Raw genomic sequence first — 23,325 nt, forward strand, 5'->3', positions numbered from 1 at the left:
CCGGAGGATCCGGTGACGGATGCGCCGGTGTTACGTACACTGTGTACGTAACGTGTTCAGCATACATACACCGTGTACGTAAAGGAACTGTCGATGCCCCGTGCCTCTGTCACCGATGCGCTCCGCACCGCGAAACAGATCCGTGCCTCCGCCGAATCCCTCTTCGCGCGCGAGGGATTCGCGCAGGTCGCGCTCGAAGACGTGGCGAGTGATGCGGGGGTGACGCGCGGCGCGGTCTACCACCACTACCGGAACAGGGCAGGGCTGTTCCACGCGGTCGCCGCACACCTGCAGTCGCGGGTGGCCGAAGCGGTCGTGGAAGCGGCCGAGCAGGCCGGGGCCGACCCGTTCCGGCAGCTGAGCGCCGGCTCGCATGCCTTCCTCGACGCCATCACCTCGGTCTCCGCGGCGCGCATCCTTCTCGTCGATGCGCCGGCGGCGCTCGGCTGGGACGAGTGGCGGCGACTCGATGCCGAGCATGCGGGAGCGCACCTGTCCGATGCGCTCACTGCGGCCGGGGTGCCGGAGGGACGACGCGAGGCGATCGCGGCCGGGCTGTCCGGGGCGATGAACGAGCTCGCGCTCTGGGTGTCGCGCAGCTCCGGCGCGAGTACGGCCCGGGAGCAGGCGCACGCAGCGCTCGACCAGCTCCTGCGCGGCGTCGAGGCGGGCTGAGCGCGGCGTCCCCTGCGCCGGTCCCCGTTCCGGCGTACGTCCGGGCGGAATCTCCGGACTCAGACCTCGAGCGCGAGGTCCTCGATCACCTCGGCGCCGGGGAGGCGCGCGACCTCGGATCCCGGGAGGATGATCTTCGAGCCCCGGATGCCGGAGCCGATGATGACCTCGGAGGCGGCGACGACGCGGGCGTCGACGAGGAGCCGGTAGCCGGCGGGGAGCCCGATCGGCCCGATGCCGCCGTACTCCATCCCGGATTCCTCGACCGCGCGGTCCATCGGCAGGAACGAGGCCTTGCGGACGTCGAGGAGCTTCCTGACGCGCTTGTTGACGTCGGCCCGCGTGTGGGCGAGCACGAGGCACGCGGCGATGCGCTCCTCGCCCGCGCGGGTGCCGGCGACGAGCACGCAGTTCGCCGAGTGCTCCGGCCGCAGATCGTACGCCTCGGTGAGGGCGGCGGTGTCCGCGAGCTCGGGGTCGATGGGGAACACCTCGGCGGTGAGGTCGGCGGGGAGCGCGGCGAGCGCCTCGGCGGTGGGGCCGGCGACGAGGTCCGCGGTCTCGCGGGCGGGCACAGGGGTCACGGTCTCGGGGAGGATCGTCCACATCATGCGGTCCAGCCTACGTCCGGGCGCGTCCCTGCTTCCGGGCGTGTCCGTGTTTCGCGACCGGGGAGCGAGTCGGGTAGAGTGGATCGTCGGTCCTCCGTGGACCGATCGAATTTGAGCACTGGCAGGCGGATGCGGATCCGCACCAGGGGCTCACAGGAATTCAACGCGAAGGACATTCATGAAGAAGGACATCCACCCGGAGTACGGCACCGTCGTGTTCAACGACCTCGCCTCCGGCACCAAGTTCCTCACCCGCTCCACCGTGAAGAGCGAGAAGACCATCGAGTGGGAGGACGGCAACACCTACCCGCTCATCGACGTCGAGATCTCCTCGGCCTCGCACCCCTTCTACACCGGCAAGCAGCGGATCCTCGACTCCGCCGGCCGCGTCGAGAAGTTCAAGGATCGCTACAAGGGCTTCGGCAAGCGCAAGTGACGCACGCCTGAGACAGAGCGTCCGAGACGACAGCGGAGGGCCCCGGGAGATGTTCCCGGGGCCCTCCGCTGTTCACTGCTCCGCGCGCGTGGATGCTCAGTCGCGCGCGATGGTGATCGATCCGTGCGGGGAGCAGCGCGCGGCGGGGTGGAGCAGCGAGCGGACCCCGGTCGCGTTCTCGATCGCACCGGCGACGCCGTGGGCGACAATCTCCTTGGCACGGCCGACCGCGTCGGGCACGGACAGCCCGGTCGCGATGCCGGCGGCGATCGCCGAGGCGAAGGAGCACCCGGCGCCGTTGACAAGGTGGTCGTTGACCTTCTTCGCCCTGAACACCGTGACGTCCGAGCCGTCGAAGAGCACGTCCACGGCGTCCTCGCCCGCGAGCCGGGCGCCGCCCTTGACGACGACGTTCGCCGCGCCCATCGCGTGGATCGCCCGCGCGGCCTCGATCATGGCATCGACGCTCGTGAGCTCGTCGGAGCCGGTGAGCGTCGCGGCCTCCTCGAGGTTCGGGGTGATGACCGTGGCGAGCGGGACGAGGTTCTCGACGAAGAGATCTTTGAGATCGACCATGGTGCCCACCCCCTTGCACACGAGCACCGGATCGAAGACGTAGGGCAGGTGGTTGTCGCGGAGGCGCTCGGCGAGGACGAGGGCGGACTCCACCGAACCGAGCATGCCCGACTTGATGACATCGAAGTCGTGGACGGCCAGCGCGGAGTCGAGCTGGCGGTTGACAACCTCGGGCTCCAAGAACTCGATGACGTGGCCGAAGGAGTCCTCCGGGTCGAAGGTGACGATGCACGTCACCGCGGCAGTGCCGAAAACGCCGTACTCCTCGAACATCTTGAGGTCGGCGGCGATCCCGGCGCCTCCCGAGACATCGGAGCCGGCGACGGTGAGAGCGCGAGGGGTCATGTGGGGGTCCTTCCGTGGTGGGTGGGCGCAGCGCGCGGTTTCGGCCGCTGGGTGCGGTTCTCTGCGATCGCCCTACTCTACTCCGCTCCGGGCGGTCCGGCGGGGCGATGCCGGGGCGGGCCCACGTCCCCCCGGGGAATCCGAGCTGGCGCCATGCCTCGTAGACCGCGATCGAGGCGGCGTTCGCGAGGTTGAGGGAGCGCCGGGAGGGCTGCATCGGGATGCGGACGGCGAGGTCGACGTGGTCGTCGGCGAGCACCTCGGCGGGCAGCCCGACCGACTCGCGGCCGAACAGGAGGACGTCGTCGGAGGCGTACTCGACCTCATGGAAGCGGGTGTCGGTCTGTGCGGTGAAGGCGATGACGCGGCGGTCGCCGAGCGTCGCCCACAGGTCGTCGAGGTCGGGATGGACGGTGACGTGGGCGAGGTCGTGGTAGTCGAGTCCGGCGCGGCGGAGCTTGGCGTCGGAGAGGTCGAAGCCGAGCGGCTCGACGAGATGGAGGTGCGCCCCGGTGACCGCGGCGAGTCGGATCGCATTGCCGGTGTTGCCCGGGATCTCGGGGGTGCAGAACACGATGCTCAGGTTCATCACGGAGCAAGTGTAGTGCGCGGCGGCCCGGGTGCGCCCGCTGACGACGTCACAGCGGGGACGTCACAGCGGGGACGCGGATCGGGATGGCGCCGGGCGGGAGCTGAGGGCTTCGACCGTAATAGAACAGGGGCGATCAACCGTGTCAGTGGGTGGCGATAGCGTGATGACATGACGACGGTGACGGAGATGGGAACGATGACTGCGGGGTCGGAAGCGACGGCAGCGGCGATGACAACGACGACGGGGATTGCGATGGCCGGCCCTGTTGGCACGGGCGATCCGACCGGTGCCCGCAGACCGGGCGGCCCGCACGGAGGTGGTCGTGCGCAGGGCCCGGCCGGTGTGCATCGACCGGACGGTGCGGAACCGGAGGAGAGTGCGGCGCTCGGGCGTGATTCCGGCGGCGGCGCGGTGCAGGAGGGACCGGAGCGCACCGAGCTCGTCGCAGAGGTGCGCCGCGCCGCGGCCCGGATCGCCCAGTGCCAGGCGGGCTTCATCGCGCTGCTCGATCGCATCGAGCAGGAGCGGGCGTGGGAGGGGTGGGTCGGCATCCGGAGCTTCGCGCACTGGGTGGCGTACGCGTGCGAGATGACGCCCCACACCGCTCGCGAGTACATCCGAGTGGCACGCGGACTGCGCGAGCTCCCCGAGGTGGCCCGGCTGTTCGGGGAGGGGCGCGTGTCGTACTCGAAGGTGCGGGAGATCACCCGCCTCGCCGGTCGGATCGATGCGGACGAGGCCGCCCGGATGTGTCGGTACGCCACCTCGGCCCAGCTCTCACGCATGGTCTCCACCTATCGCCGGATCGCACCGGACCCGGAGCAGGATGTGCGGTCGCTGCCCGGTGATGTGCTCCGGGTCGAACCGCTGCCCGGCGATCGGGCGCGGATCGTCATCGAGCTCCCCGAGCCGGAGGCGGCCGAACTGCTCGCGCTCGTCGAAGCGGCGGTCGATCGCACGGTGAGAGCTGGCGCCGGGGAGGCCGGTGCCGAGAGTGATGGTGACGGCGAGCAGGTGGCTCCTGCGGAACCGATCTCGCGCGTCGACCGACTCCTCGATCTCGTGCGGCGGGGAGCGCGGAGCCCGGGTGAGGGCGGGGCGACCTCCCGCCGCGCCGAGGTCTACGTCCACGCCGCGGTCGGGACCGTGGCCGCAGCGGGAAGCGGAGCCGAGGGAACGGGGCCGAAAGCTGCGAAGCCGGTGACCGAAAGGGCGGGTGCCGAAGAGTTGACGGTCGATGCGGCGGCGGGGACCCGCGCGACGGTCGAAGTGCCCGAGGGCGAGGGACCCGTGGGTGAGGCGCCCGATACCGCCTACATCGAGGGGTACGGGCCGGTGTCCGCCGCCGTCGTCGGACGGATGGTCTGCTCCGCGCCACTGGTCGGAGCGCTGCTCGACGGATCGGGCGATGTGCTCGCGCTGGGGCGGACGCGGCGGCTCGCCTCCCACCGGCAGCGCCGCGCACTCGCCATCCGGGACGTCGGCTGCCAGTTCCCCGGGTGCTCTCGCACCCGTCTGCTCGAAGCGCACCACATCCGACCGTGGTCCGCGGGTGGGAGCACGGACGTCGACGGCATGCTCCTCCTGTGCCGCTCGCATCACATCGCGGTCCACGAGCATGCCGTGGTCATCACCCGGGCGGTGCCGTCCTCGCCCCCGTCCATGGATGCGGCATGTGCGGCACCTTCCGCATCCGCGGTCCCTTCTGCATCTGCGGCGGCGAGGCGCTTCGTCTTCACGGTCGACGGTGCGGACCTTATGCCGGAGCCGAGTGCCGGGAGCGATGTCGCGGTCTTCGACAGCGCCTGGTTCCGCTGGTCGGACGCGTACCGGATCCGGTCCGGTGAGCGGTCCGCCGGAACACTCCAGCAAGCCTCCGAGAATCAGGGCCCCGATGCCGTGGAGCCGGATCGCATCCGCACCCTCGGCGGGGGAGAGGGCTTCGACCTGGGCGAGTGCGTCCGCTGGATCTTCGACGCGGCCCGCCTCCTGGCAGAAGGGCAGGCCGAGGGGGAGGCTGAGGGACATATCGAGGGGCATGTCGAGGAGGGTGAAGCGGCGCACCGGGCTGCATGAGGAGTCGCGCCGCGGGAATGTCATGCTGCGGGCTCCCTCGGTACTCCAGGGCGCCCATCGCTCTGCTGCGCTCAGCGTTCCTGCACTCCCTTGCACTAAGCGCTCCTGCACCCCCTGCGCTCTGCACTCTGCGCTGCGGCCTCGCCCGTTCGCCGTTCCTATCCGGAATCCGTGGATGCCTCCGGTCGTGGTCCCGCCGGCGCGCGTCGGACACGTCCCCACGGGGACGTGCTCGACCTGCGCGGAGCGGATGATGCCCCCACGGGGCGGGGAGTGGGACGCGGGTCGGGGAGTGGAACGAGGGGGCTGGGAGACCGTCGCGGGGGCGGCCGCGGTGGTCGATCCGGCCGTTCGAACGGAGTGCTCACTCGGTCTGTTCGAACAGGGATTCGAACGGGTTGCGAATCCCGCTTGAATGATTAGAACTGACGTTCGATACTGGATGCATGTCCGCCGAACCCGCGCACTCGATGAGTGCGCTCACCGAACAGCTCACGCGCCTGCCGGGGATCCGGACGGCCTCCGAGCTGTTCGCGGGCTGTCCGCCGCATCCCGTCGACGCGCCTCTCGCCCCGCTCTTCCGGCGCGGAGGGCTGCCGCGCGGGGAGATCGTCGCCGTCACCGGCGAGCACGCGTTCTCCCTCGCGCTGGCCGCCTGCGCGGCCGCCACCCGGGAGCAGCTGTGGTGCGCGGCGCTCGGGATGGGGGAGCCGGCCGTCGCCGGGGTCGCGGACCTCGGGATCGACCTCGCGCACTTCGTCAGTCTCCGGACCCCGGCGCAGGACTGGCTGCGGGTGACCTCGATCCTCGTCGAATCCTTCGACATCCTCATCGTCCGCCCCGGCTTCGACGCCTCCCCGGGCGAGAGGCAGCGACTGCTGGCCAAGGTCCGCGAACGGCGGATGACCCTCATCACCCTCGAGGACGTCCCCGGCGCGGGGGAGCGCCTGCGCGTGGGCGGCCTCCGCTGGGAGGGGACCGATCACGGCAGCGGCCGCTTGGAGCAGTGCACGATCACCGTGCGCGCCGCACGCACCGGAACGCACACACTCCTCCTTCCCGCAGCCTCCGGCCGGGCCGAGCGTCCTGCCCCGGCGAGGGGGCCGGCCATGGGACCGGCGGCTGTGGTGCTCCCGGCCGACGCAGGCCCTCCGGAACCGAGGATCCGCAGTGTCGAGTGACCCTGATACCGCGCCCGCCCCCGCACCTGACCCCCCCGCACCTGCGTCCGCATCGGACCGGTCGGACTCCGTGCACCGCACTCTCGTGCTCGCGGTGCCCGACTGGCCGGCGACGGCGGCGGGGATCGCGCACGGGCTGGGATCCGCCGCCCCGATCGCCGTGCTGCGCGCCGGACGCGTGATCTCCTGCAGCGCCGCGGCGCGCGCCGCGGGCGTGGAGACCGGCCTCAATACCCGCTCCGCCCGGCTGCGGTGCCCCGCGCTCGAGGTCATGCCGTGGGACCCCGAGGTCGACCACCGGGTGTTCGCCGCCGGGGTCGGCGTGCTCGAGGAGCTCGTCGCCCGGTTCACGCTCCTGTCCCCGGGCGTGGTGAGCATCCCGGTCGCCTCGCTCCGCCGCACCCATCCGATGGAGGAGTCCGCCGTCGAAGCGCTCCTCACCGGCCTCACCGACGCCACCGGCTGGGAGTTCTTCCCCGGCGTCGCCGACACCGCCTTCGCGGCCCTGCTCGCCTCCCGCACCGCGACCCGGGTGCCGCCCGGACGGACGGCGGCCTTCCTCGCCCCGCTCCCGATCTCCTCGCTCACTGCGGTCGACGCCCACGCCTACGGCGCGCTCGTCCCGTTGCTCGGCAGGCTCGGCCTCACCACGCTCGGCGCCTTCGCCCGGCTGTCCGAATCCGCTGTCCATGCCCGGTTCGGCACGCTCGGGCAGCGCGCCCGGCGGCTCGCCCGCGGCCTGCCCGACCGCATCCCCGTCGATCACGTCCGCGCCCGGGAGTTCCGGGTGAGCAGTCCGCTCGAACCGCCGAGCGGCCGCGGCGACGTCCTCTCCTTCCGCGCCCGCGCGCTCGCGGCGGACCTGCTCGGCGCCGTCCGCGCCGCCGGTCTCGTGTGCACCCAGGTGGGCATCGAGCTCACCGCGGTGACCGGGGAGACCTGCCGACGCACGTGGCGGCTCGAGGGGATGGACGAGTCGATGATCGCCGACCGCCTCCGCTGGCAGGCCGAGGGCTGGCTCGCCGGGGGAGGACTCTCCGGTGCCCCGCCCGCCGGGGGAGGAGCAGCCGCGGGAGGCCCCGTCGGGAGAAGACAGCGCACCGGCCGCCGGGGCACCGAGCCGGAGGAGGACCCCGGCCCGGATCCCACCGCGGTCACGGGGGAGGACGGGATCTGCGCGATCGAGCTCGCCGCCGCCGAGCTCCTCAGCCCGCTCGGCACCCAGCAGAGCCTGTTCGACCAGCACCCCGGGCGGATCGCGCACACCCTCGAACGGCTCCAGGGCCTGTTCGGGCCGGACTCCGTGCTCGTCCCCGGTCTGCAAGGCGGTCGCGATCCCGCGGAGACGAATCTCTGGACCCCGTGGCAGCAGCGGCCGCAGCCGGAGCGCGATCCCGCGGCCCCCTGGCCGGGTGCGCTCCCGGCCCCGCGGCCGACCCTCGTCGAGCGCACCCCGGTCGACCTGCTCGATGCCCGCGGCATCACGGTCGTCGCCCGTCCCTCCGGGCTCGACGCCGCCCCCGCCGAGCTCCGGATCCCGGGTGCGGGGACGCTGCGCGTGGTCGATCACTCCGCGGCCTGGCCGGTCGAGGCCGGCTGGTGGGACCGGAGCACGGCCCAGTACCGAGTGCGGCTCCAGGTCGTCACCGAATCCGGCGCCGCCTATCTCCTGAGCAAGGAGAGCGGCCGCTGGTACCTCACCGGGCGGTACGCATGAACCGCTTCTTCAACCCGCGCACCCCCTGGTCCGAGCTCGAGCGGCGGCTCTCGGGCCGGCCGGATCCGAAAGCGCCCGGGGTGGGTCCGCGCGCTCCCGAGCAGGACCCGGGACCCGTCTCGGTGGGGCCGGGCGGCTCCGACGGCCCGTCCCGCTACGCCGGGGCCGACGGGTCCGACGCCCCGGCGTTCTCCCGCCCCGACCGCTACCGGGACCGCGATCAGGACCGCTGTCCCGACGGCGCGCGCCCGCACCCGCCGCGCGGCGCCCCCGCGCTCCTGCCCGCCCGCATCCCGTGGGCGGAGCTCCACGTGCACTCCGACTTCAGCTTCCTCGACGGCGCCTCGGAGCCGGAGGAGCTCGTCGCCGTCGGTGAGCGGGCCGGGCTCACCGGGATGGCCCTCACCGACCACAACGGGCTCTACGGCGCAGTCCGGTTCGCCCAGGCCGCGGCCGAGGCGGCGCTGCCCACGGTCTTCGGCGCCGAGCTCTCCCTCGGGCTGGCGGAGAAGATCCCCGGACAGGTCGATCCGCGCGCCGAGCACCTCCTCGTGCTCGCCCGCGGCGTCGCCGGCTACCGCGCCCTGTCCGCCGCCCTCACCGCCGGGGCGCTGGCCGGCGAGAAGACCCGGCCGGTGTTCGACCGGGAGCGGCTCGCGGCATCCGCCGACGACTGGACCGTCCTCACCGGCTGCCGCAAGGGGCCTCTGCTCCCGCACCTCGCCGACCCCGACGGCGGGCTCGGCGCGCTGCGCGGCCTCGTCGCCGAGTTCGGCCGCGACCGGGTGGTCGTCGAGCTCCCCCGCCACGGCCTGCCCACCGACGATGCGCGGATCGCCCACCTGTGCGAGCTCGCGCACCGCGCCCGGGTCCGCGTCGTCGCCACGAACGCCGTCCACTACGCGACCCGCGCCCGCTTCGCCGACGCCCAGGTGCGCGCCGCCGTGCGCTCCCGCCGCTCCCTCGACGCGGTCGCCGGCTGGCTGCCGCCCACCGCCTCGGCCCGCATCCACACGGGGGAGGAGATGCGGGAGCGCTTCCCCGCCGCCGCCCTCGACACCGCCGTCCGGCTCGCGGAGGACCACGCCTTCGAGCTCACCGCCGCCCGGGCGGGGCTGCCCGCCGCCCCGATCCCCGACGGGGTCGGCGAGGCGGAGCACCTGCGGCGCCTCGTCGAGGAGGGCGGGCTCCGGCGCTACGGCACCCGGGCGGAGCATCCGCGCGCCTGGGAGCAGCTCGACCGGGAGCTCGACACCATCGGGACCATGGGGTTCTGCGGCTACTTCCTCATCGTCCACGACATCGCCCGCTTCTGCCGCGAGCAGGACATCTTCTGCCAGGGCCGGGGCTCGGCGGCGAACTCCGCGGTCTGCTTCGTGCTCGGCATCACCGCGGTCGACGCCGTCCGGTTCCGCCTCCTCTTCGACCGCTTCCTCGCCCCCGACCGGGCCGGCTACCCCGACATCGACATCGACATCGAGTCCGGCCGCCGTGAGGAGGTCATCCAGTACGTCTACCGGCGCTACGGCCGCCACCGCGCCGCCCAGGTCGCCAACGTCATCACCTACCGGGCGAAGTCCGCGGTGCGCGACGCCGCGGCCGCGCTCGGCTACGACCCCGGCCAGCAGGACGCCTTCTCCAAGGGCATCCACCGCTGGTCGACCCTGCCGGACCCGGCGGACACCGCCGTGCCCGCGCAGGTGCTCGAGGTCGCCGGCGGGCTCCTCGGCACCCCCCGCCACCTCGGCATCCACTCCGGCGGGATGATCCTCGCCGACCGGCCGATCGGCGAGGTCGTGCCCATCGAGCCGGCGACGATGGACGACCGCACCGTCGTCCAGTGGGATAAGGACGACTGCGCGGCGATGGACCTCGTCAAGTTCGACCTGCTCGGCCTCGGCATGCTCACCGCCCTCCACGAGATGGTCGACCTCATCGCCCGGCACACCGGCGAGCGCATCGACCGCGCGGCGATCCCGCAGGAGGACGCGGAGGTGTACGACATGCTCTGCGAGGCCGACGCGGTGGGCGTGTTCCAGGTCGAGTCCCGGGCCCAGCTCGCGACCCTCCCGCGGCTGCGCCCCCGCACCTTCTACGACCTCGCCGTGCAGGTCGCGCTCATCCGCCCCGGGCCCATCCAGGGCGGATCGGTCCACCCCTACATCCGTCGCCGCCAGGGGCTCGAGCCCGTCGAGCACCTCCATCCGCTCCTCGAGAACGCGCTCGGCAAGACCCTCGGGGTGCCGCTGTTCCAGGAGCAGCTCATGCAGATCGCGATCGATGTCGCCGGCTTCACCGGGGCCGATGCCGACGAGCTCCGGCGGGCGATGGGGGCCAGGCGGTCGGCGGCGCGGATGGCGCAGCTCGCCGAGCGCTTCCACGCCGGGTGCGCCGCCCGCGGGGTCGCCCCGGACATCGCGCAGGCGATCTTCGACAAGATCGCCGCCTTCGCCAACTACGGGTTCCCCGAGAGCCACGCCATCAGCTTCGCGAACCTCGTCTACGACTCGGCCTGGTTCAAGCGCCACCACCACGCGGCCTTCACCGCCGGACTCCTGCGCGCCCAGCCGATGGGCTTCTACTCGCCGCAGTCGCTCATCGCCGACGCCCGCCGCCACGGGGTGCGGATCCGCCCGGTCGACATCAACGCCTCCGCCGCGCAGGCCGACCTCGAGGCGGACGCGGACTCCCGCGGCGGGTTCGCCATCCGGATCGGGCTCGAGTCCGTGCGCGAGGTGGGCGGCGCGGGCGCCGCCGTCGTCGCCGAGCGCGAGGCCGCCGGGCCCTACGCCTCGATCGCCGATCTCGCCCACCGCACCGGGGTCGAGGTGCGGGTGCTCGAGGGGCTCGCGACCGCCGGGGCCTTCGCGGGCTTCGGCCTCGACCGGCGGCAGGCGCTGTGGATCGCCGGAGCCCTCGCCGGCTCCGGGCCCGGGGTGCTGCCGGGGACCGCGCCGGTGAGCGCCGCGCCCGCGCTGCCGCTCATGAGTGCGTTCGACGTCACCCTCGCCGAGCTGTTCGCCACCGGGCTCACCGTCGACGGCTATCCCACCGCGGGCCTGCGCGGCGCGCTCACCGCCCGCGGGTACGCCTCGACCGCGGACGCGCGGGCCGCCGCCGACGGCTCGCGCATCACCGTCGCAGGGATCGTCACGCACCGGCAGCGTCCGGCCACTGCCTCCGGCATCACCTTCATGAACATCGAGGACGAGTTCGGGATGCTCAACGTCGTGTGCACCCCGGGTCTGATGAAGCGCTTCGCCCCGATCTCGACGAGCCGGAGCACCCTCGTCATCACCGGTCTGCTCCAGCGCGCGGGATCGGTGGTGAGCCTGTACGCGCACCGTCTCATCCCGCTCGACGTGCAGCTCCCCGCCCGGTCGCGGGACTTCCGCTGAGCGCACGCAGCCCGCTGATATGACGCAATGTGACGTCGGATGACGCGAAGATGACATTCCCCGGCGCCGCCGACCGGCGCAAGGGCGAGAGTGGCCGGAACAGCTTCGAGGAGGAAGACATGAGCGAACTCGCGTTCGAGACCCGCCAGGTGCACGCCGGGCAGACCCCCGACTCCCAGACCGGAGCCCGCGCGCTGCCGATCTACCAGACGACGTCCTTCGTCTTCGACGACGCGAAGACCGCCGCCGACCGCTTCGCCCTCGCCGACCTCGGACCGATCTACACCCGCCTCGGCAATCCCACCGTCGCCGTGGTCGAGGAGCGGATCGCGAGCCTCGAAGGGGGCGTCCAGGCGCTGCTCCTCGCCTCCGGCCAGTCCGCGGAGTTCCTCGCGATCATCAACCTCGCCGGCGCCGGGGACCACATCGTCGCGAGCCCGAGCCTCTACGGCGGCACGTACAACCTCTTCCACGTCACCCTGCGCAAGCTCGGCATCGAGACGACCTTCGTCTCCGACCCCTCTGACATCGAGTCCTGGAAGGCCGCGGTGCAGCCGAACACCAAGGCGTTCTTCGGCGAGTCGGTGTCGAACCCGCGCTCCGACGTCCTCGACATCGCGGCCGTCGCCGAGGCCGCCCATGCCGCCGGCGTGCCGCTCATCGTCGACAACACGCTCGCCACGCCCTACCTCGTGCGGCCGATCGAGCACGGCGCGGACTTCGTCATCCACTCCGCCACGAAGTACCTCGGCGGCCATGGCACGGCGATGGCCGGAGTCATCGTCGACGCCGGGCGCTTCGACTTCTCCGCCGATCCCGAGCGCTACCCGGGCTTCAACACCCCCGACGAGTCCTACAACGGCATCGTCTACGCCCGCGACCTCGGACCGGACTCCGCCTTCGGCGCGAACGTGTCCTTCGGCATCAAGGCCCGCGTCCAGCTGCTGCGCGACCTCGGACCGGCCGCCGCCCCCTTCAACGCGTTCCTCATCGCCCAGGGGCTCGAGACGCTCAGCCTCCGCATCGAGCGCCACGTCGCGAACGCGAACACCGTGGCCGAGTGGCTCGAGGCGCACTCCCAGGTCGAGCGGGTCGCCTTCGCCGGCCTGCCGTCGAGCCCGTGGCACGCGCTCGCGCAGAAGTACCTGCCCAAGGGCGTGGGCTCGGTGCTGTCCTTCGACATCGCCGGCGGCTACGATGCCGCGGTGCGGTTCGTCGACGCTCTCGAGCTCCATTCCCACGTCGCGAACATCGGCGACGTCCGCTCGCTCGTCATCCACCCCGCCTCGACGACGCACTCCCAGCTCGATGAGGTGGCCCAGGCGGCGGCCGGCGTCAACCCGGGCCTCGTCCGGCTCGCGGTCGGCATCGAGGGCATCGACGACATCATCGCCGACCTCGAGAAGGGCTTCGCCGCCGCGCGCGGCTGAGCGCCATGCCGGTCGCCGGGCGCACGGGACTCGCCGGATTCACCGATCACCACCTCGAATCCGGGTACGTCTTCGAGGAGATGCACATCGCCTTCGAGACCTTCGGCACGCTCAACGCCGCGGGGACGAACGCGGTGCTCATCGAGCACGCGCTCACCGGCGACGCCCACGCGACCTCCGGCGTGGCCGAGCCCGCCACCGCCGAGCACCCGCGGTCCTTCGCCCCCGGCTGGTGGGAGGAGGTCATCGGTCCCGGGCGGGCGATCGACACCGACGAGTTCTTCGTCGTGTGCGCCAACGCGCTCGGCGGGTGCAGCGGCACCACCGGGCCGACGACGACGCACGCCGACGGGCTGCCCTACGGCTCCCGGTTCCCCGCGCTGACGATCCGCGACCTCGTCGCCGCGGAGATCGCGCTCACCGACCGGCTCGGGATCGCGTCGTGGCACGCGGTGATCGGCGGGTCGATGGGCGGGGCGCGCGCCCTCGAGTTCGCCCTCATGGCGCCCGAGCGGGTGCAGCGGGCCACGGTGCTCGCGGCCCCCGCGTACTCCGACGCCGACCAGATCGCATGGGCGCACGCCCAGATCCAGGCGATCGAGCTCGACCCCGATTACTGCGGGGGCGACTACGCCGCGCTCGGCCGGTTCCCGACGGCGGGACTCGGGCTGGCGCGGCAGATCGCCCATCTGACGTACCGGGCCGACACCGAGCTCAACCACCGGTTCGCGAACACCCGGCAGTTCCCGCGTCCGGCCGGGGCGCCGGACACGTACTACTCGATCCAGAGCTACCTCGATCACCAGGCCCGGAAGCTCGTCGGGCGCTTCGATGCGGAGTCCTATCGCGTCCTCACCGGCGCGCTGCGCGACCACGACGTGCGCCGCGGACGGAGCCAGGACCTCGGTCAGGCGCTCGCGCACGCGACGAGCGCCTTCCAGGTCATCAGCGTGTCCTCCGATCGGCTCTACCCGCCGGGCCAGGTGGCGCAGCTCGCCGAGGCGCTCCCCGGCACCGTCGCCCACCACACGATCGACTCGTGGGCCGGCCACGACGGCTTCCTCACCGAGGGGCGGGCCGTCGGCCAGCTGGTCCGCGCGTTCCTCGAATCCTGAGGCCGCGCGGACCGCGGGCGCGGCCCGTGCTCAACTCCGGGCCGCGGTCTTCCGGGCGGCGTGGAGCACCTTCTCGTCGACGGGGTGGTCGGCCTGCGCGCGGGCCCGTCGGTAGTGCTCCCGCGCCTCCGCCTGACGTTCGGCCTCGATGCCCTCGGCGATCGTCGCGCGCCGGTGCTCGGGTCCGTAGCCGAACGCCGCGACGAGGTCGGCGGCATTGCCCGCGAGCTTCGTGCACAGGCGGCTGATGGTCGGCCCCACCTGGCGCGCCCGGTTCATCGACAGCCGACCGTACATGATGTGCCAGCCGATCTTCCGCTCGATGAGCGTGAGCCCGTAGAGGTCGCGGATGCGGCGGAGCGCCTTCGCCTCGTCGGCGCGCGCAGGGTCGTCGTCGAGGGAGTGGAGCGCGGTGTCGAGCGCCTCCCATTTGAGGAGTTCGATGTAGGCGCGCGCGGCCTCGATGAGCTCGTGCTGGTTCTCGTTGAGCAGGGCCGCGGCATCGGCCCGCGACATCTTCGCCGCAGGCCGCAGGTTGCCCGCGAGCTCGGCGACCATGGTGTCGACGCGCGCGGACAGGAGCATCTGCTGGAGCCTGCCGGACCGGATGCGGCGCTCGGTGAGCCCCGGGGTGAGGACCTCTCCGATCGTCCGCCCGACGTTCGCGAGGCCCGAGCGGTAGAGCGAGTGCTCGGCGGCCTGCGTGCCGATGAAGCGGGCGACCCCGCCGAAGTCGATGTTCTTGAACTCCGCCGCGTAGTCGCCCAGCAGCCGCTTGCCGACGAGCTGGAGCAGCACGGTGTTGTCGCCCTCGAAGGTGACGAAGATGTCGAGGTCGGACCGCAGGCCGGTGAGCCGGTTCTCCGTCATGAACCCGGCGCCGCCGCACGCCTCGCGGCACTCCTGGAGGATGTCGAGCGCGGACCAGGTCGAGACGGCCTTGAACCCGGCCGCCTGGGTCTCGAGGACCTGCCGGGCCTCGTCGGAGTCGTCGGTGCCGGAGAACACCTGCTGGAAGGACTCGAGCAGCACCTCGTGGGCGATGCCGTTGGCGTAGGTCTCCGCGAGCAGCGGCATGAGCCGACGCTGGTGCTGCTGGTAGTCGAGGAGGACGACCTCCTCGGTGTCGTCGGCCCCGGTGAACTGGCGCCGCTCGAGGCCGTAGCGGATCGCGATGTCGAGGCCGAGCTTGGCCGCGACGACGGCGGCCCCGTCGAGCGACACGCGGCCCTGCACGAGCGTGCCGAGCATGGTGAAGAAGCGCCGCCCGGGGGAGTCGATCGGCGAGGAGTAGGTGCCATCGGGAGCGACATCGCCGTAGCGGTTGAGGAGGTTCGTCCGCGGGACGCGGACGCCGTCGAAGCTCAGCCGGCCGTTGTCGACGCCGAGGAGCCCGCCCTTGCGGCCGTCGTCCTCGATCGTCACGCCCGGCAGCGGGACGCCGGATTCGTCCCGGATCGGGACGAACAGCGCGTGCACGCCGTGGTCGACCCCGGCGGTGACGAGCTGGGCGAACACCACCGCGGCCCGGCCGTGCGCGGCCGCATTGCCGATGTACTCCTTCGTCGCCGCGCGGAAGGGGGTGGTGATGACGAACTCCTGCTCCTCCGGGTCGTAGACCGCGGTGGTGCCGATCGAGGCGACGTCGGAGCCGTGCCCGATCTCGGTCATCGCGAAGCAGCCGAGGAGCTCGGCGCGCTGGGCGGGCAGGAGCCACTGCGCGTGCTGCTCGGCGTTGCCGAGGTGCTGGATCGCACCGCCGAACAGGCCGAACTGCACCCCGGCCTTGATCTGCAGGCTGGGGGAGGCGGTGACCGCCTCCTCGAAGGCCGCGACGTACCCGGCGTGGTCGTTCGCGCCGCCGAGCTCCTCGGGCAGCGAGCGGAAGGTCGCCCCGGACTCCGCGAGCGCCTTGACCCCGCGCAGGGTCGCGGCGCGGAGCTCGTCGAGGTCGCCCGTCACCGGGGGGATCGCGTCGGGGTGCTCGACGAGCGCGCGGCCGCGCCGGCGCTCCGCCGCCCAGGCGCCGTCGAGGAGCGCGCCGAGGACGGCGGGATCGAGGGTGAGGGGGGTCTTGCTGCGGGTCATCGGTGTACCTCCATGAAGGATCGGCTGGAATCCCAGAGCCAGGTGGTGAGTCGGTCGGTGAAATCCGTGCGGTCGGTCGGGTCGTGGAGCCAGCGCTCCGTGCACGAGCGGACGAATCCGATGGCGCCGTCGGCCCACAGGATCTCGGAGTCCCCGGTCAGTCCCATGCGCACGCACAGCAGGTCGGTGACGTCGGCGAGGAATCCGCGAGCAGGCGCCCCGGCGCTGCGGGCGAGCGCGGAGTCGCAGAAGCGGTAGACGGCGGGGGAGCCGGCGGCGAGCGCGGTGAAGGCGTCGATCATGCCGGCAAGCGCGGCGCGCCGGTCGCCGGCCGGGGCCGGGGCCTCGGCGAGCGAGCGGCGGATGACGTCCATCGCCCAGTCGCCCATGCACGCCTGGAGGCCGCCGCGATCCCCGAAGTAGCGGTAGAGGACGGTCTTCGTCGTGCCCGAGCGGGCGGAGATCTCATCCATCGAGAGATCGGCGCCGTGCTCGTCGATGACATGGCGGATCGTGCGGAGCAGCTCGCGGCGTCGTCGCCGCCGGTGGTCGTCCCAGCGTGCGGAGCGGCCGTCCGATGTGACGGGTTTCATGGGTCCCACAGTATCAGGTACTGTCGGTACCGGTTAATCGTTCCGGCATTCCCAGGAGGGAAGCATGACGCTTCGCAAGGCCGCCGTCCTCGGCGGCAATCGCATCCCGTTCGCCCGCTCAAACAAGGAGTACGCGCACGCGTCCAACCAGGACATGCTCACGAGCGCCCTCGACGGCCTCGTCGCGCGCCACGGTCTCGCCGGCCGTCGCCTCGGCGAGGTGGCCGCAGGCGCGGTGCTCAAGCACTCGAAGGACATCAATCTCACCCGCGAGGCGGTGCTCGGCTCCGCGCTCAGCCCCGAGACCCCGGCGTTCGACCTCGGCCAGGCCTGTGCCACCGGGCTCGAGGCGGTGGTCTCGATCGCCGGCAAGATCAGGCTCGGCCAGATCGACTCCGGGATCGCCGGCGGCGTTGACTCCGCCTCCGACGCCCCGATCGTCGTGAGCGAGGAGCTGCGCGGCATCCTGCTCGAGGTGTCGCGCGCGAAGTCGCTCCCGCAGCGCCTCAAGGCGCTGTCCCGGCTCCGCCCGGCCGACCTCGCGCCGCAGGCGCCGAGCACCGGCGAGGCGCGCACCGGGAAGTCGATGGGGGAGCACCAGGCGCTCTCCACCGCCGAATGGGGCATCACCCGGGAGGCGCAGGATGCGCTCGCCGCGGCCTCCCACCGGAACCTCGCCGCCGCCTGGGACCGCGGGTTCTTCGACGATCTCGTCACCCCGTACCTCGGCGTCACCCGCGACACCAACCTGCGTCCCGATTCCACCGTGGAATCGCTCGCTAGACTGCGCACGGTGTTCGGCAACGGACTGCCGGGCGAGCCGACGATGACCGCCGGCAACTCCACGCCGCTCACCGACGGCGCCTCGACCGTGCTGCTCGGCAGCGAGGAGTGGGCCGCCGAACAGGGCCTCGCACCGCTCGCCTACATCGTCGACGCGGAGGCCGCGGCGGTGGACTTCGTCGACGGGAACGAGGGGCTGCTCATGGCGCCCGCCCACGCCGTCCCGCGGCTGCTCGCGCGCAACGGGCTGACCTTCGCGGACTTCGACGTGTTCGAGATCCACGAGGCCTTCGCCTCCACCGTGCTCTGCCACCTCGCGGCCTGGGAGAGCGAGGAGTACTGCCGGGAGGTGCTCGGCCTGCCCGCCGCCCTCGGCTCGATCGACCGCGAGCGGCTCAACCCGCTCGGCTCCTCGCTCGCCGCCGGACATCCCTTCGCGGCGACCGGCGGCCGGATCATCGCGAGCGTGTCCAAGCACCTCGCCGAGACCGGGAAGCGGCGCGCGCTCGTCTCCATCTGCGCCGCCGGCGGCCAGGGTCTCACCGCCATCGTGGAAGGGGCCTCGGCATGAGCGATCGGTACATCTCCTTCGTCAACGGCCCGCTCAAGGGCATCGTCAAGAGCCTCGGGCTGCCCGCGCCGGTCGAGCTCCGACGCTTCGACCCGGCGGATCCGGCCCACGGCTACCTGCGCGAGCCGATCCTCGTCGTCGGTCCCACCGCCGGCGCCGACCTCATCTCCGAGCTCCTCCTCGCCAACGACTTCGAGGTCGTCCGCACCGCCACCCCCGGGCAGACGCTCTCGGCGATCATCGGCGTCTTCACCGGGGTCGAGGAGCCCGGCGAGCTCGGTCCCGTCGCCCTCGCGATGGGTCAGGGGATCAAGCAGCTCGCCCGCTGCGGACGGGTGATCACCGTGTCCGAGGCCGCCGGGCTCACCGCGGACGCCGCTGCCGGTTCGAGTGCGGCGGCGAACGCGGCGCGCCACGGCGTCACCGGCATCACCCGCTCGCTCGCGCACGAGCTGCGGGCGGGCGCCACGGCCAACGGCATCGTCCTCGACGGTGCGGACGTCACCGCGCCGTCCGCGGTGTCGGCGCTGTGGTTCCTCCTCTCGGCGAAGTCCGCCTACGTGTCCGGGCAGTTCATCACCGTCGACTCCGCGACCGGCACCGGGCTCACCGCCGTCGAGTTCGCCGGAGCACCCCTCACGGGCCGCAGCGCGGTCGTCACCGGTGCCGCCCGCGGGATCGGGGCGTCGATCGCCGCCGCGCTCGCCCGCGACGGCGCCCGGGTGTACGGCGTCGATGTGCCGGCCGCCGGCGATGCGCTCGCTGCGACCATGAACGCGATCGGGGGAGTGGCGATCCAGCTCGACATCACTGCTCCGACCGCCGGACGGACGATCGCCGGGCATGTGCCGGGCGGGATCGACATCCTCGTCCACAACGCGGGGATCACCCGCGACAAGCTCCTCGCGAACATGGACGAGGCGCGGTGGAACGCGGTGCTCGAGGTCAACATCGCATCGCAGCTCCGGATCAACGACACCCTCACCGAGCTCGGCGCGTGGGGTGAGCGACCCCACGTCGTGTCCCTCGCCTCGACCTCGGGCATCGCCGGCAACCGCGGGCAGACGAACTATGCGGCCTCGAAGGCCGGCGTCATCGGCATGGCCGCCGGCGCCGCGCACGGGTTCGCCGCGCTCGGCGGCACGATCAACGCCGTGGCGCCGGGCTTCATCGAGACCGAGATGACCGCGCGGATGCCGACCCTCACCCGGGAGCTCGCCCGTCGGGTGTCGAGCCTCCAGCAGGGCGGCACGCCGCAGGACGTCGCCGAGGCGATCGCCTACCTCGTGTCCGACTCCGCCGGCGGGATCAACGGCCGGGTGCTCCGGGTGTGCGGGCAGAACATGGTGGGGGCGTGACATGACCACGGATGAGAAGAAGCCCGCCTCGATGCTCCCGGTCTACGGCCGGGCGGTGCTCGGCATGCTCCCGGGACGCCGCGGGAGCGGCAGGGTGCCGGCGCGCGAGCTCACCGAGACGCTGACGATCGACCCCTCCGCCGTCGCCCGGTTCTGCCGGGTCGTCGGCGCGCCGGTGGCCAACCGGGTCCCGCCGGCCTACCTCCACGTCCTCGGGTTCCCGTCGAGCATGCGTCTGATGACCGATCCGGGGTTCCCGGTTCCCGTCATGGGCATGGTGCACATCCGCACCGAGTTCACCCAGTTCCGACCGGTCCTCGTCGGCGAGCAGCTCAGCCTCACGGTGAGCGCCGAACCCGCCCGCACGCATCCGCGGGGCACCGAGATCGGGATGCGGGTGCGCGGTGCGGTCGCGGGGCAGCCGGTCTTCGACGAGACCTGGGTGTGCCTCGCGAAGGGCGTCGAGCTGCCCAAGGCCGCGCCGGCCCCCGCTCGGGAGCGCACCGAGTTCGCCGCTCCGGTGCCGACCGCGGAATGGCGCCTCGACCCGGGTGTCGGCCCGCGCTACGCTCGGGTGTCCGGCGACTTCAACCCGATCCACCTCAACCCGCTCGCGGCGAAGGCGTTCGGCTTCCCGCGCTCGATCGCGCACGGGATGTACACCGCGGCGCGCGGCTTCGCCTCCGCCGGCGTCACGCTCGACGCGTTCCGCTGGGAGTTCGAGTTCGCCAAGCCCGTCGTGCTGCCGGCGACCGTCGGCTACCGCGTGACGAGCCGCGAACCCGACGGCGGCCTCGACTACGCGGTGTGGAGCCCGAAGTCCGGGAAACCGCACCTCCTCGCCGCCGTGCGCCCGCTCTGAGGGCACTGAAACGGCGGTTGGATCGGCCCGGATATGACATGCGCCACATCCGGGCCGATCCGGTTGTACAGAGGCGGGACAGTGTGTAGAGTTCTATCTGTTGCCTGCGCGGGTGGCGGAATTGGTAGACGCGCTAGCTTGAGGTGCTAGTGCCCAATTTATCGGGCGTGGGGGTTCAAGTCCCCCCTCGCGCACAGGAACACAGGCCCCGGAGAGATCCGGGGCCTGTTGCTTTCCCGGAACCGTCCGGGTCCTCCCCTAGACTCGAGCCACGATCGGGATCGAGGGGGACGGGCATGGAGCAGGTGGCGGACACCTCGCGCGCGTTGCTCGCCCTGCTCCTCGAGATCACCCCGCTCATGCTCATCGCCGCGGTGAGCCCGGTCGTCTTCATCACCGCCACGACGATCGCCACCTCGATGTCACCGCGCGCCGGTCGGCGCTTCGTCCTCGGCTGCGCGGCAGTCCTCGCCGCGATCGGAACGGTGAGCGCGGGCATCCTCGGCGCGAGCCTCACCGCCCTCATCGAGCGCGAGATCCTCTCCGGGGTCTTCCAGGTGACGGTGGGCGCGGTGCTCGTGCTCTACGGCATCTACCTCGCCCGGCAGTACGGGGCGGAGCAGGCGCGCCGCCGGGCGTCCGTGCACACCGGGTCGAGCGCCGCGCGCTCCCCGGCCACCGAGGCCTTCGAGGCCGTCGGCGAGGTCCGCAGCCGGGGCACGCTCGTGTGGGGCGCGGCGACGATGGCGACGAACTACACCACCCTGCCCCTCTATGTCGCGGTGACGCAGGACATCGGCTCGGCCCCCGTCGAGGTGTGGTGGAAGATCCCCATGCTGCTCGTCGTCATCGGCGTCGTCGCAGCGCCCGCCTGGCTGCCCCTCGTCCTCACCCGCACCGCCCCCGAGCTCCTCGCCCGGCTCCAGGCGCGCTTCTCCTCGCGCGCACCGCGCCGCTGGCCGCTCGCTCCGCTGCTGCCGATCATCGCGTGCCTCGCCGGCGGCGGCTGGCTGCTGTGGATCGGGTTCCGCGGCTGAGGCGCGCTAGGCTCGGATCCGTCATCGCCCGACCCCGAAGGGAGCACCGTCGCTCGTGAATGACCGGGACCGCTACTCCGCCGACGCCGTCGCGGCAGGAGTCCACCTGCTCTACGCCGCCGCCCACGGCCTCGCCGGCTCCGCCGCACCGGAACCCGACCCGACCGGCGACGCCGCCGCGACCGAGGTCCGCGCGATCCTCGCAGCGCAGGGCGCCGGTCCGGAGGAGATCGCTGCCGGCCTGTCCGCGATCCGGGCCGCCCGGCGCACGATCGAGGAAGGAGCCGCAGAGCAGTTCTCCGTCCAGGCCTACGACCGCGCGCGCGAGGCGGCCGTGGCCGGTGCCGCGTCCTCGTGCCTGCCGGGCCACCGGATCTGGCCGCCGACGAGCCAGACGGTGCGCCGCACGCTCGGCGGGGGCTACTGGAACGCCGCTCTCGCCGCACTCGGCTATCCGGTCTCCGGCCTCGGCCGGACACCGGGCGGCGGGCGCTACTCGGAGGACGACTACCGGACCGCGGTGGGGGAGTTCCTCGCTGCGGCGGGGACCGCCGGGGGATCGGCGAGCTTCGCCGCCTACGGGGAGTGGGTGCGCACGGAGACCGCAGCCGGCACCCGGCGGCCGTCCGGGGCCGGGGTGCGGGCGCACTTCGGGAGCTGGCAGGCGGCGAAGGACGCCGCCGCAGGGGTCAGCGGGCGCGCGGCATCGGACGACCGAGGAGCTTGATCCGCCACGCCGGCTCGACGTGCTGGTACCAGTGGCGCTCGATCGCGAGCTCGTAGAACTCGACGAGGCGCTCCGTCGCGGCGCGCCAGCCGTACTGCTCGGTGCTCGCCCGGCCCTGCGCGCCGAGCCGGCGCAGCAGGTCCTCGTCGGCGAGCAGGCGGGAGATCTGCCGTGCCATGTCGTCGGCGCTGTGCGGTTCGAACAGGAGTCCGTCGACGCCGTCCTGCACCGCGAACGGGATGCCGCCGGCCCTGGCGCCGACCACCGGCACGCCCGAGGCGAGCGACTCGAGGGCGACGAGGCCGAGGGTCTCCGTCGTCGACGGGAAGACGAAGACGTCGGCCGAGGCGTAGGCGGAGGCGAGCTCGCGCCCGCCCATGTAGCCGGTGAACACCGTGGGCGTGCCCGCGAAATCGCGCTCGAGGTCCGCCCGGTGCGGTCCGGAGCCGATGAGCGCGAGCCGGGTGCCGGCGGGGAGCCGGTCGAGGACCGCGCGGAGGATGCCGAGGTCCTTCTCCTTCGACAGCCGCCCGACGTAGACGAGGAGCCGGTCCTCGGGGTGTCCGTCGGTGAGGCGCTCCCGCATCGCCCGGGAGGCGTTGTCCGGGGTGTATCCCACGGTGTCGACGGCGCGCGGCCACAGGTCGAGGTTCTCGATCCCGGCGGCGGCGGCCTGCTCGACCATCTGCTGCGAGGTGCAGAGATTGACCTCGGCGAGGTTGTGGATCCAGCGGATCCAGCGCGAGGTCGTGTCGGTGATCCATTCGAGGCCGAGGCGCTGCGTGTACTCGGGCACATCGGTGTGGAAGGACGCGAGCATGGGGAGGTCGCGGCGCTTCGAGGACATCGTCCCGTAGGCGGCCAGCCACACGGGGTTGACCGCGTGGACGACGTGCGGATGGAACCGCTCCATCGTGCGGGCGATGTTCGGCGTCGGCAGTCCCACCCGGAGCTCCGGGTACCACGGCTTGAACGCCACCGAGCGCACGGGGACCACGCGGAACCCGGCGTAGCGGGCGGGCGGGTTCCCGGGAGCGAACACGACGACCTCGTGGCCGAGCTCGGCGAGCTGGTCGAGCGTCCCCATGAGGCGGGTGACGACGCCGTCGATCTTCGGCAGGAAGACCTCGGTGAAGAGCGCGATGCGCACCCGG

18 protein-coding genes, 1 tRNA gene and 1 pseudogene are annotated in these 23,325 nt (G+C 72.6%); 14 read left to right on the forward strand and 6 right to left on the reverse strand.

Going from position 1 to position 23,325, the window contains the following annotated elements:
• Positions 1-93 precede the first annotated feature (93 nt).
• Entirely contained in the window at positions 94-675 is a 582-nt protein-coding gene (locus C1A17_RS01815) for a TetR family transcriptional regulator (RefSeq protein ID WP_101650167.1), read from the forward strand.
• Positions 676-734: 59 nt separating this feature from the next.
• Here the strand turns inward: C1A17_RS01815 and C1A17_RS01820 are convergent, their stop codons facing one another.
• Positions 735-1,283 (reverse strand): YbaK/EbsC family protein, encoded by a 549-nt coding sequence (locus tag C1A17_RS01820; protein ID WP_219618246.1) that lies wholly within the window; start codon positions 1,281-1,283, stop codon positions 735-737.
• A gap of 181 nt (positions 1,284-1,464) precedes the next feature.
• On the opposite strand from C1A17_RS01820, the gene C1A17_RS01825 reads away from it, so the two are divergent.
• The gene (locus C1A17_RS01825; protein ID WP_101650171.1) at positions 1,465-1,722 is read left to right on the forward strand and encodes a type B 50S ribosomal protein L31; all 258 of its coding nucleotides are present in this window, start codon (positions 1,465-1,467) and stop codon (positions 1,720-1,722) included.
• Between the two features lie 96 nt (positions 1,723-1,818).
• Here the strand turns inward: C1A17_RS01825 and C1A17_RS01830 are convergent, their stop codons facing one another.
• Both C1A17_RS01830 and C1A17_RS01835 read right to left on the reverse strand, forming a co-directional pair.
• Complete coding sequence (locus C1A17_RS01830) at positions 1,819-2,643, reverse strand: PfkB family carbohydrate kinase (RefSeq protein WP_101650173.1); 825 nt, start codon at positions 2,641-2,643, stop codon at positions 1,819-1,821.
• Between the two features lie 130 nt (positions 2,644-2,773).
• Positions 2,774-3,232, reverse strand: a pseudogene (locus C1A17_RS01835) (tRNA (cytidine(34)-2'-O)-methyltransferase); the annotation flags it as partial.
• A gap of 414 nt (positions 3,233-3,646) precedes the next feature.
• Here C1A17_RS01835 and C1A17_RS01840 point away from each other — a divergent pair.
• The 6 genes from C1A17_RS01840 to metX all read left to right on the forward strand — a co-directional run bounded on the left by C1A17_RS01840 (position 3,647) and on the right by metX (position 14,152).
• The gene (locus tag C1A17_RS01840) at positions 3,647-5,311 is read left to right on the forward strand and encodes an HNH endonuclease signature motif containing protein (RefSeq protein WP_180953187.1); all 1,665 of its coding nucleotides are present in this window, start codon (positions 3,647-3,649) and stop codon (positions 5,309-5,311) included.
• 446 nt (positions 5,312-5,757) lie between these two features.
• Positions 5,758-6,492 carry a porin gene (locus C1A17_RS01845; RefSeq protein ID WP_101650177.1) on the forward strand — a complete coding sequence of 245 codons (735 nt, stop codon included), beginning with the start codon at positions 5,758-5,760 and terminating at the stop codon, positions 6,490-6,492.
• Positions 6,493-6,562: 70 nt separating this feature from the next.
• Entirely contained in the window at positions 6,563-8,209 is a 1,647-nt protein-coding gene (locus C1A17_RS01850) for a DNA polymerase Y family protein (RefSeq protein WP_101650179.1), read from the forward strand.
• Positions 8,206-11,607, forward strand: coding sequence for an error-prone DNA polymerase (locus tag C1A17_RS01855; protein ID WP_101650181.1), 3,402 nt, complete (start codon positions 8,206-8,208; stop codon positions 11,605-11,607). Before C1A17_RS01850 ends, C1A17_RS01855 begins: the two co-directional genes overlap by 4 nt.
• A gap of 119 nt (positions 11,608-11,726) precedes the next feature.
• Positions 11,727-13,037: a bifunctional o-acetylhomoserine/o-acetylserine sulfhydrylase gene (locus C1A17_RS01860; protein WP_245873373.1), complete on the forward strand. Its 1,311-nt coding sequence runs from the start codon at positions 11,727-11,729 to the stop codon at positions 13,035-13,037.
• 5 nt (positions 13,038-13,042) lie between these two features.
• The gene (metX, locus tag C1A17_RS01865; RefSeq protein ID WP_101650185.1) at positions 13,043-14,152 is read left to right on the forward strand and encodes a homoserine O-acetyltransferase MetX; all 1,110 of its coding nucleotides are present in this window, start codon (positions 13,043-13,045) and stop codon (positions 14,150-14,152) included.
• A 30-nt stretch (positions 14,153-14,182) separates the two neighbouring features.
• Here the strand turns inward: metX and C1A17_RS01870 are convergent, their stop codons facing one another.
• Positions 14,183-16,240, reverse strand: a complete 2,058-nt coding sequence (locus tag C1A17_RS01870) for an acyl-CoA dehydrogenase family protein (RefSeq protein ID WP_101650187.1) — start codon at positions 16,238-16,240, stop codon at positions 14,183-14,185.
• Positions 16,237-16,833, reverse strand: coding sequence for a TetR/AcrR family transcriptional regulator (locus tag C1A17_RS01875; protein ID WP_101650189.1), 597 nt, complete (start codon positions 16,831-16,833; stop codon positions 16,237-16,239). Before C1A17_RS01875 ends, C1A17_RS01870 begins: the two co-directional genes overlap by 4 nt.
• Positions 16,834-16,897: 64 nt before the next feature.
• Between C1A17_RS01875 and C1A17_RS01880 the strand changes: the two genes are divergently transcribed.
• The 6 genes from C1A17_RS01880 (at position 16,898) to C1A17_RS01905 (ending at position 22,171) form a co-directional block, all read left to right on the forward strand.
• Positions 16,898-18,187, forward strand: a complete 1,290-nt coding sequence (locus C1A17_RS01880) for an acetyl-CoA C-acetyltransferase (protein ID WP_101650191.1) — start codon at positions 16,898-16,900, stop codon at positions 18,185-18,187.
• On the forward strand, positions 18,184-19,545 hold the full coding sequence (locus C1A17_RS01885) for a 3-oxoacyl-ACP reductase (protein ID WP_101650193.1): 1,362 nt from the start codon (positions 18,184-18,186) through the stop codon (positions 19,543-19,545). Before C1A17_RS01880 ends, C1A17_RS01885 begins: the two co-directional genes overlap by 4 nt.
• Before the next feature lies 1 nt (position 19,546).
• Positions 19,547-20,407 (forward strand): MaoC/PaaZ C-terminal domain-containing protein, encoded by an 861-nt coding sequence (locus C1A17_RS01890; protein ID WP_101650195.1) that lies wholly within the window; start codon positions 19,547-19,549, stop codon positions 20,405-20,407.
• A 106-nt stretch (positions 20,408-20,513) separates the two neighbouring features.
• Positions 20,514-20,601: transfer RNA gene (locus C1A17_RS01895), tRNA-Leu, on the forward strand.
• 102 nt (positions 20,602-20,703) lie between these two features.
• On the forward strand, positions 20,704-21,444 hold the full coding sequence (locus C1A17_RS01900; RefSeq protein WP_101650197.1) for a hypothetical protein: 741 nt from the start codon (positions 20,704-20,706) through the stop codon (positions 21,442-21,444).
• Between the two features lie 55 nt (positions 21,445-21,499).
• Entirely contained in the window at positions 21,500-22,171 is a 672-nt protein-coding gene (locus C1A17_RS01905) for a hypothetical protein (RefSeq protein ID WP_101650199.1), read from the forward strand.
• Here C1A17_RS01905 and C1A17_RS01910 read toward each other — a convergent pair.
• Positions 22,134-23,321, reverse strand: coding sequence for a glycosyltransferase (locus tag C1A17_RS01910; protein ID WP_101651485.1), 1,188 nt, complete (start codon positions 23,319-23,321; stop codon positions 22,134-22,136). The genes C1A17_RS01905 and C1A17_RS01910 overlap by 38 nt on opposite strands.
• Positions 23,322-23,325: the final 4 nt, after the last annotated feature.

The sequence above is a fragment of the Brevibacterium ihuae genome (genome assembly GCF_900184225.1).
GTDB classification, from domain to species: domain Bacteria; phylum Actinomycetota; class Actinomycetes; order Actinomycetales; family Brevibacteriaceae; genus Brevibacterium; species Brevibacterium ihuae.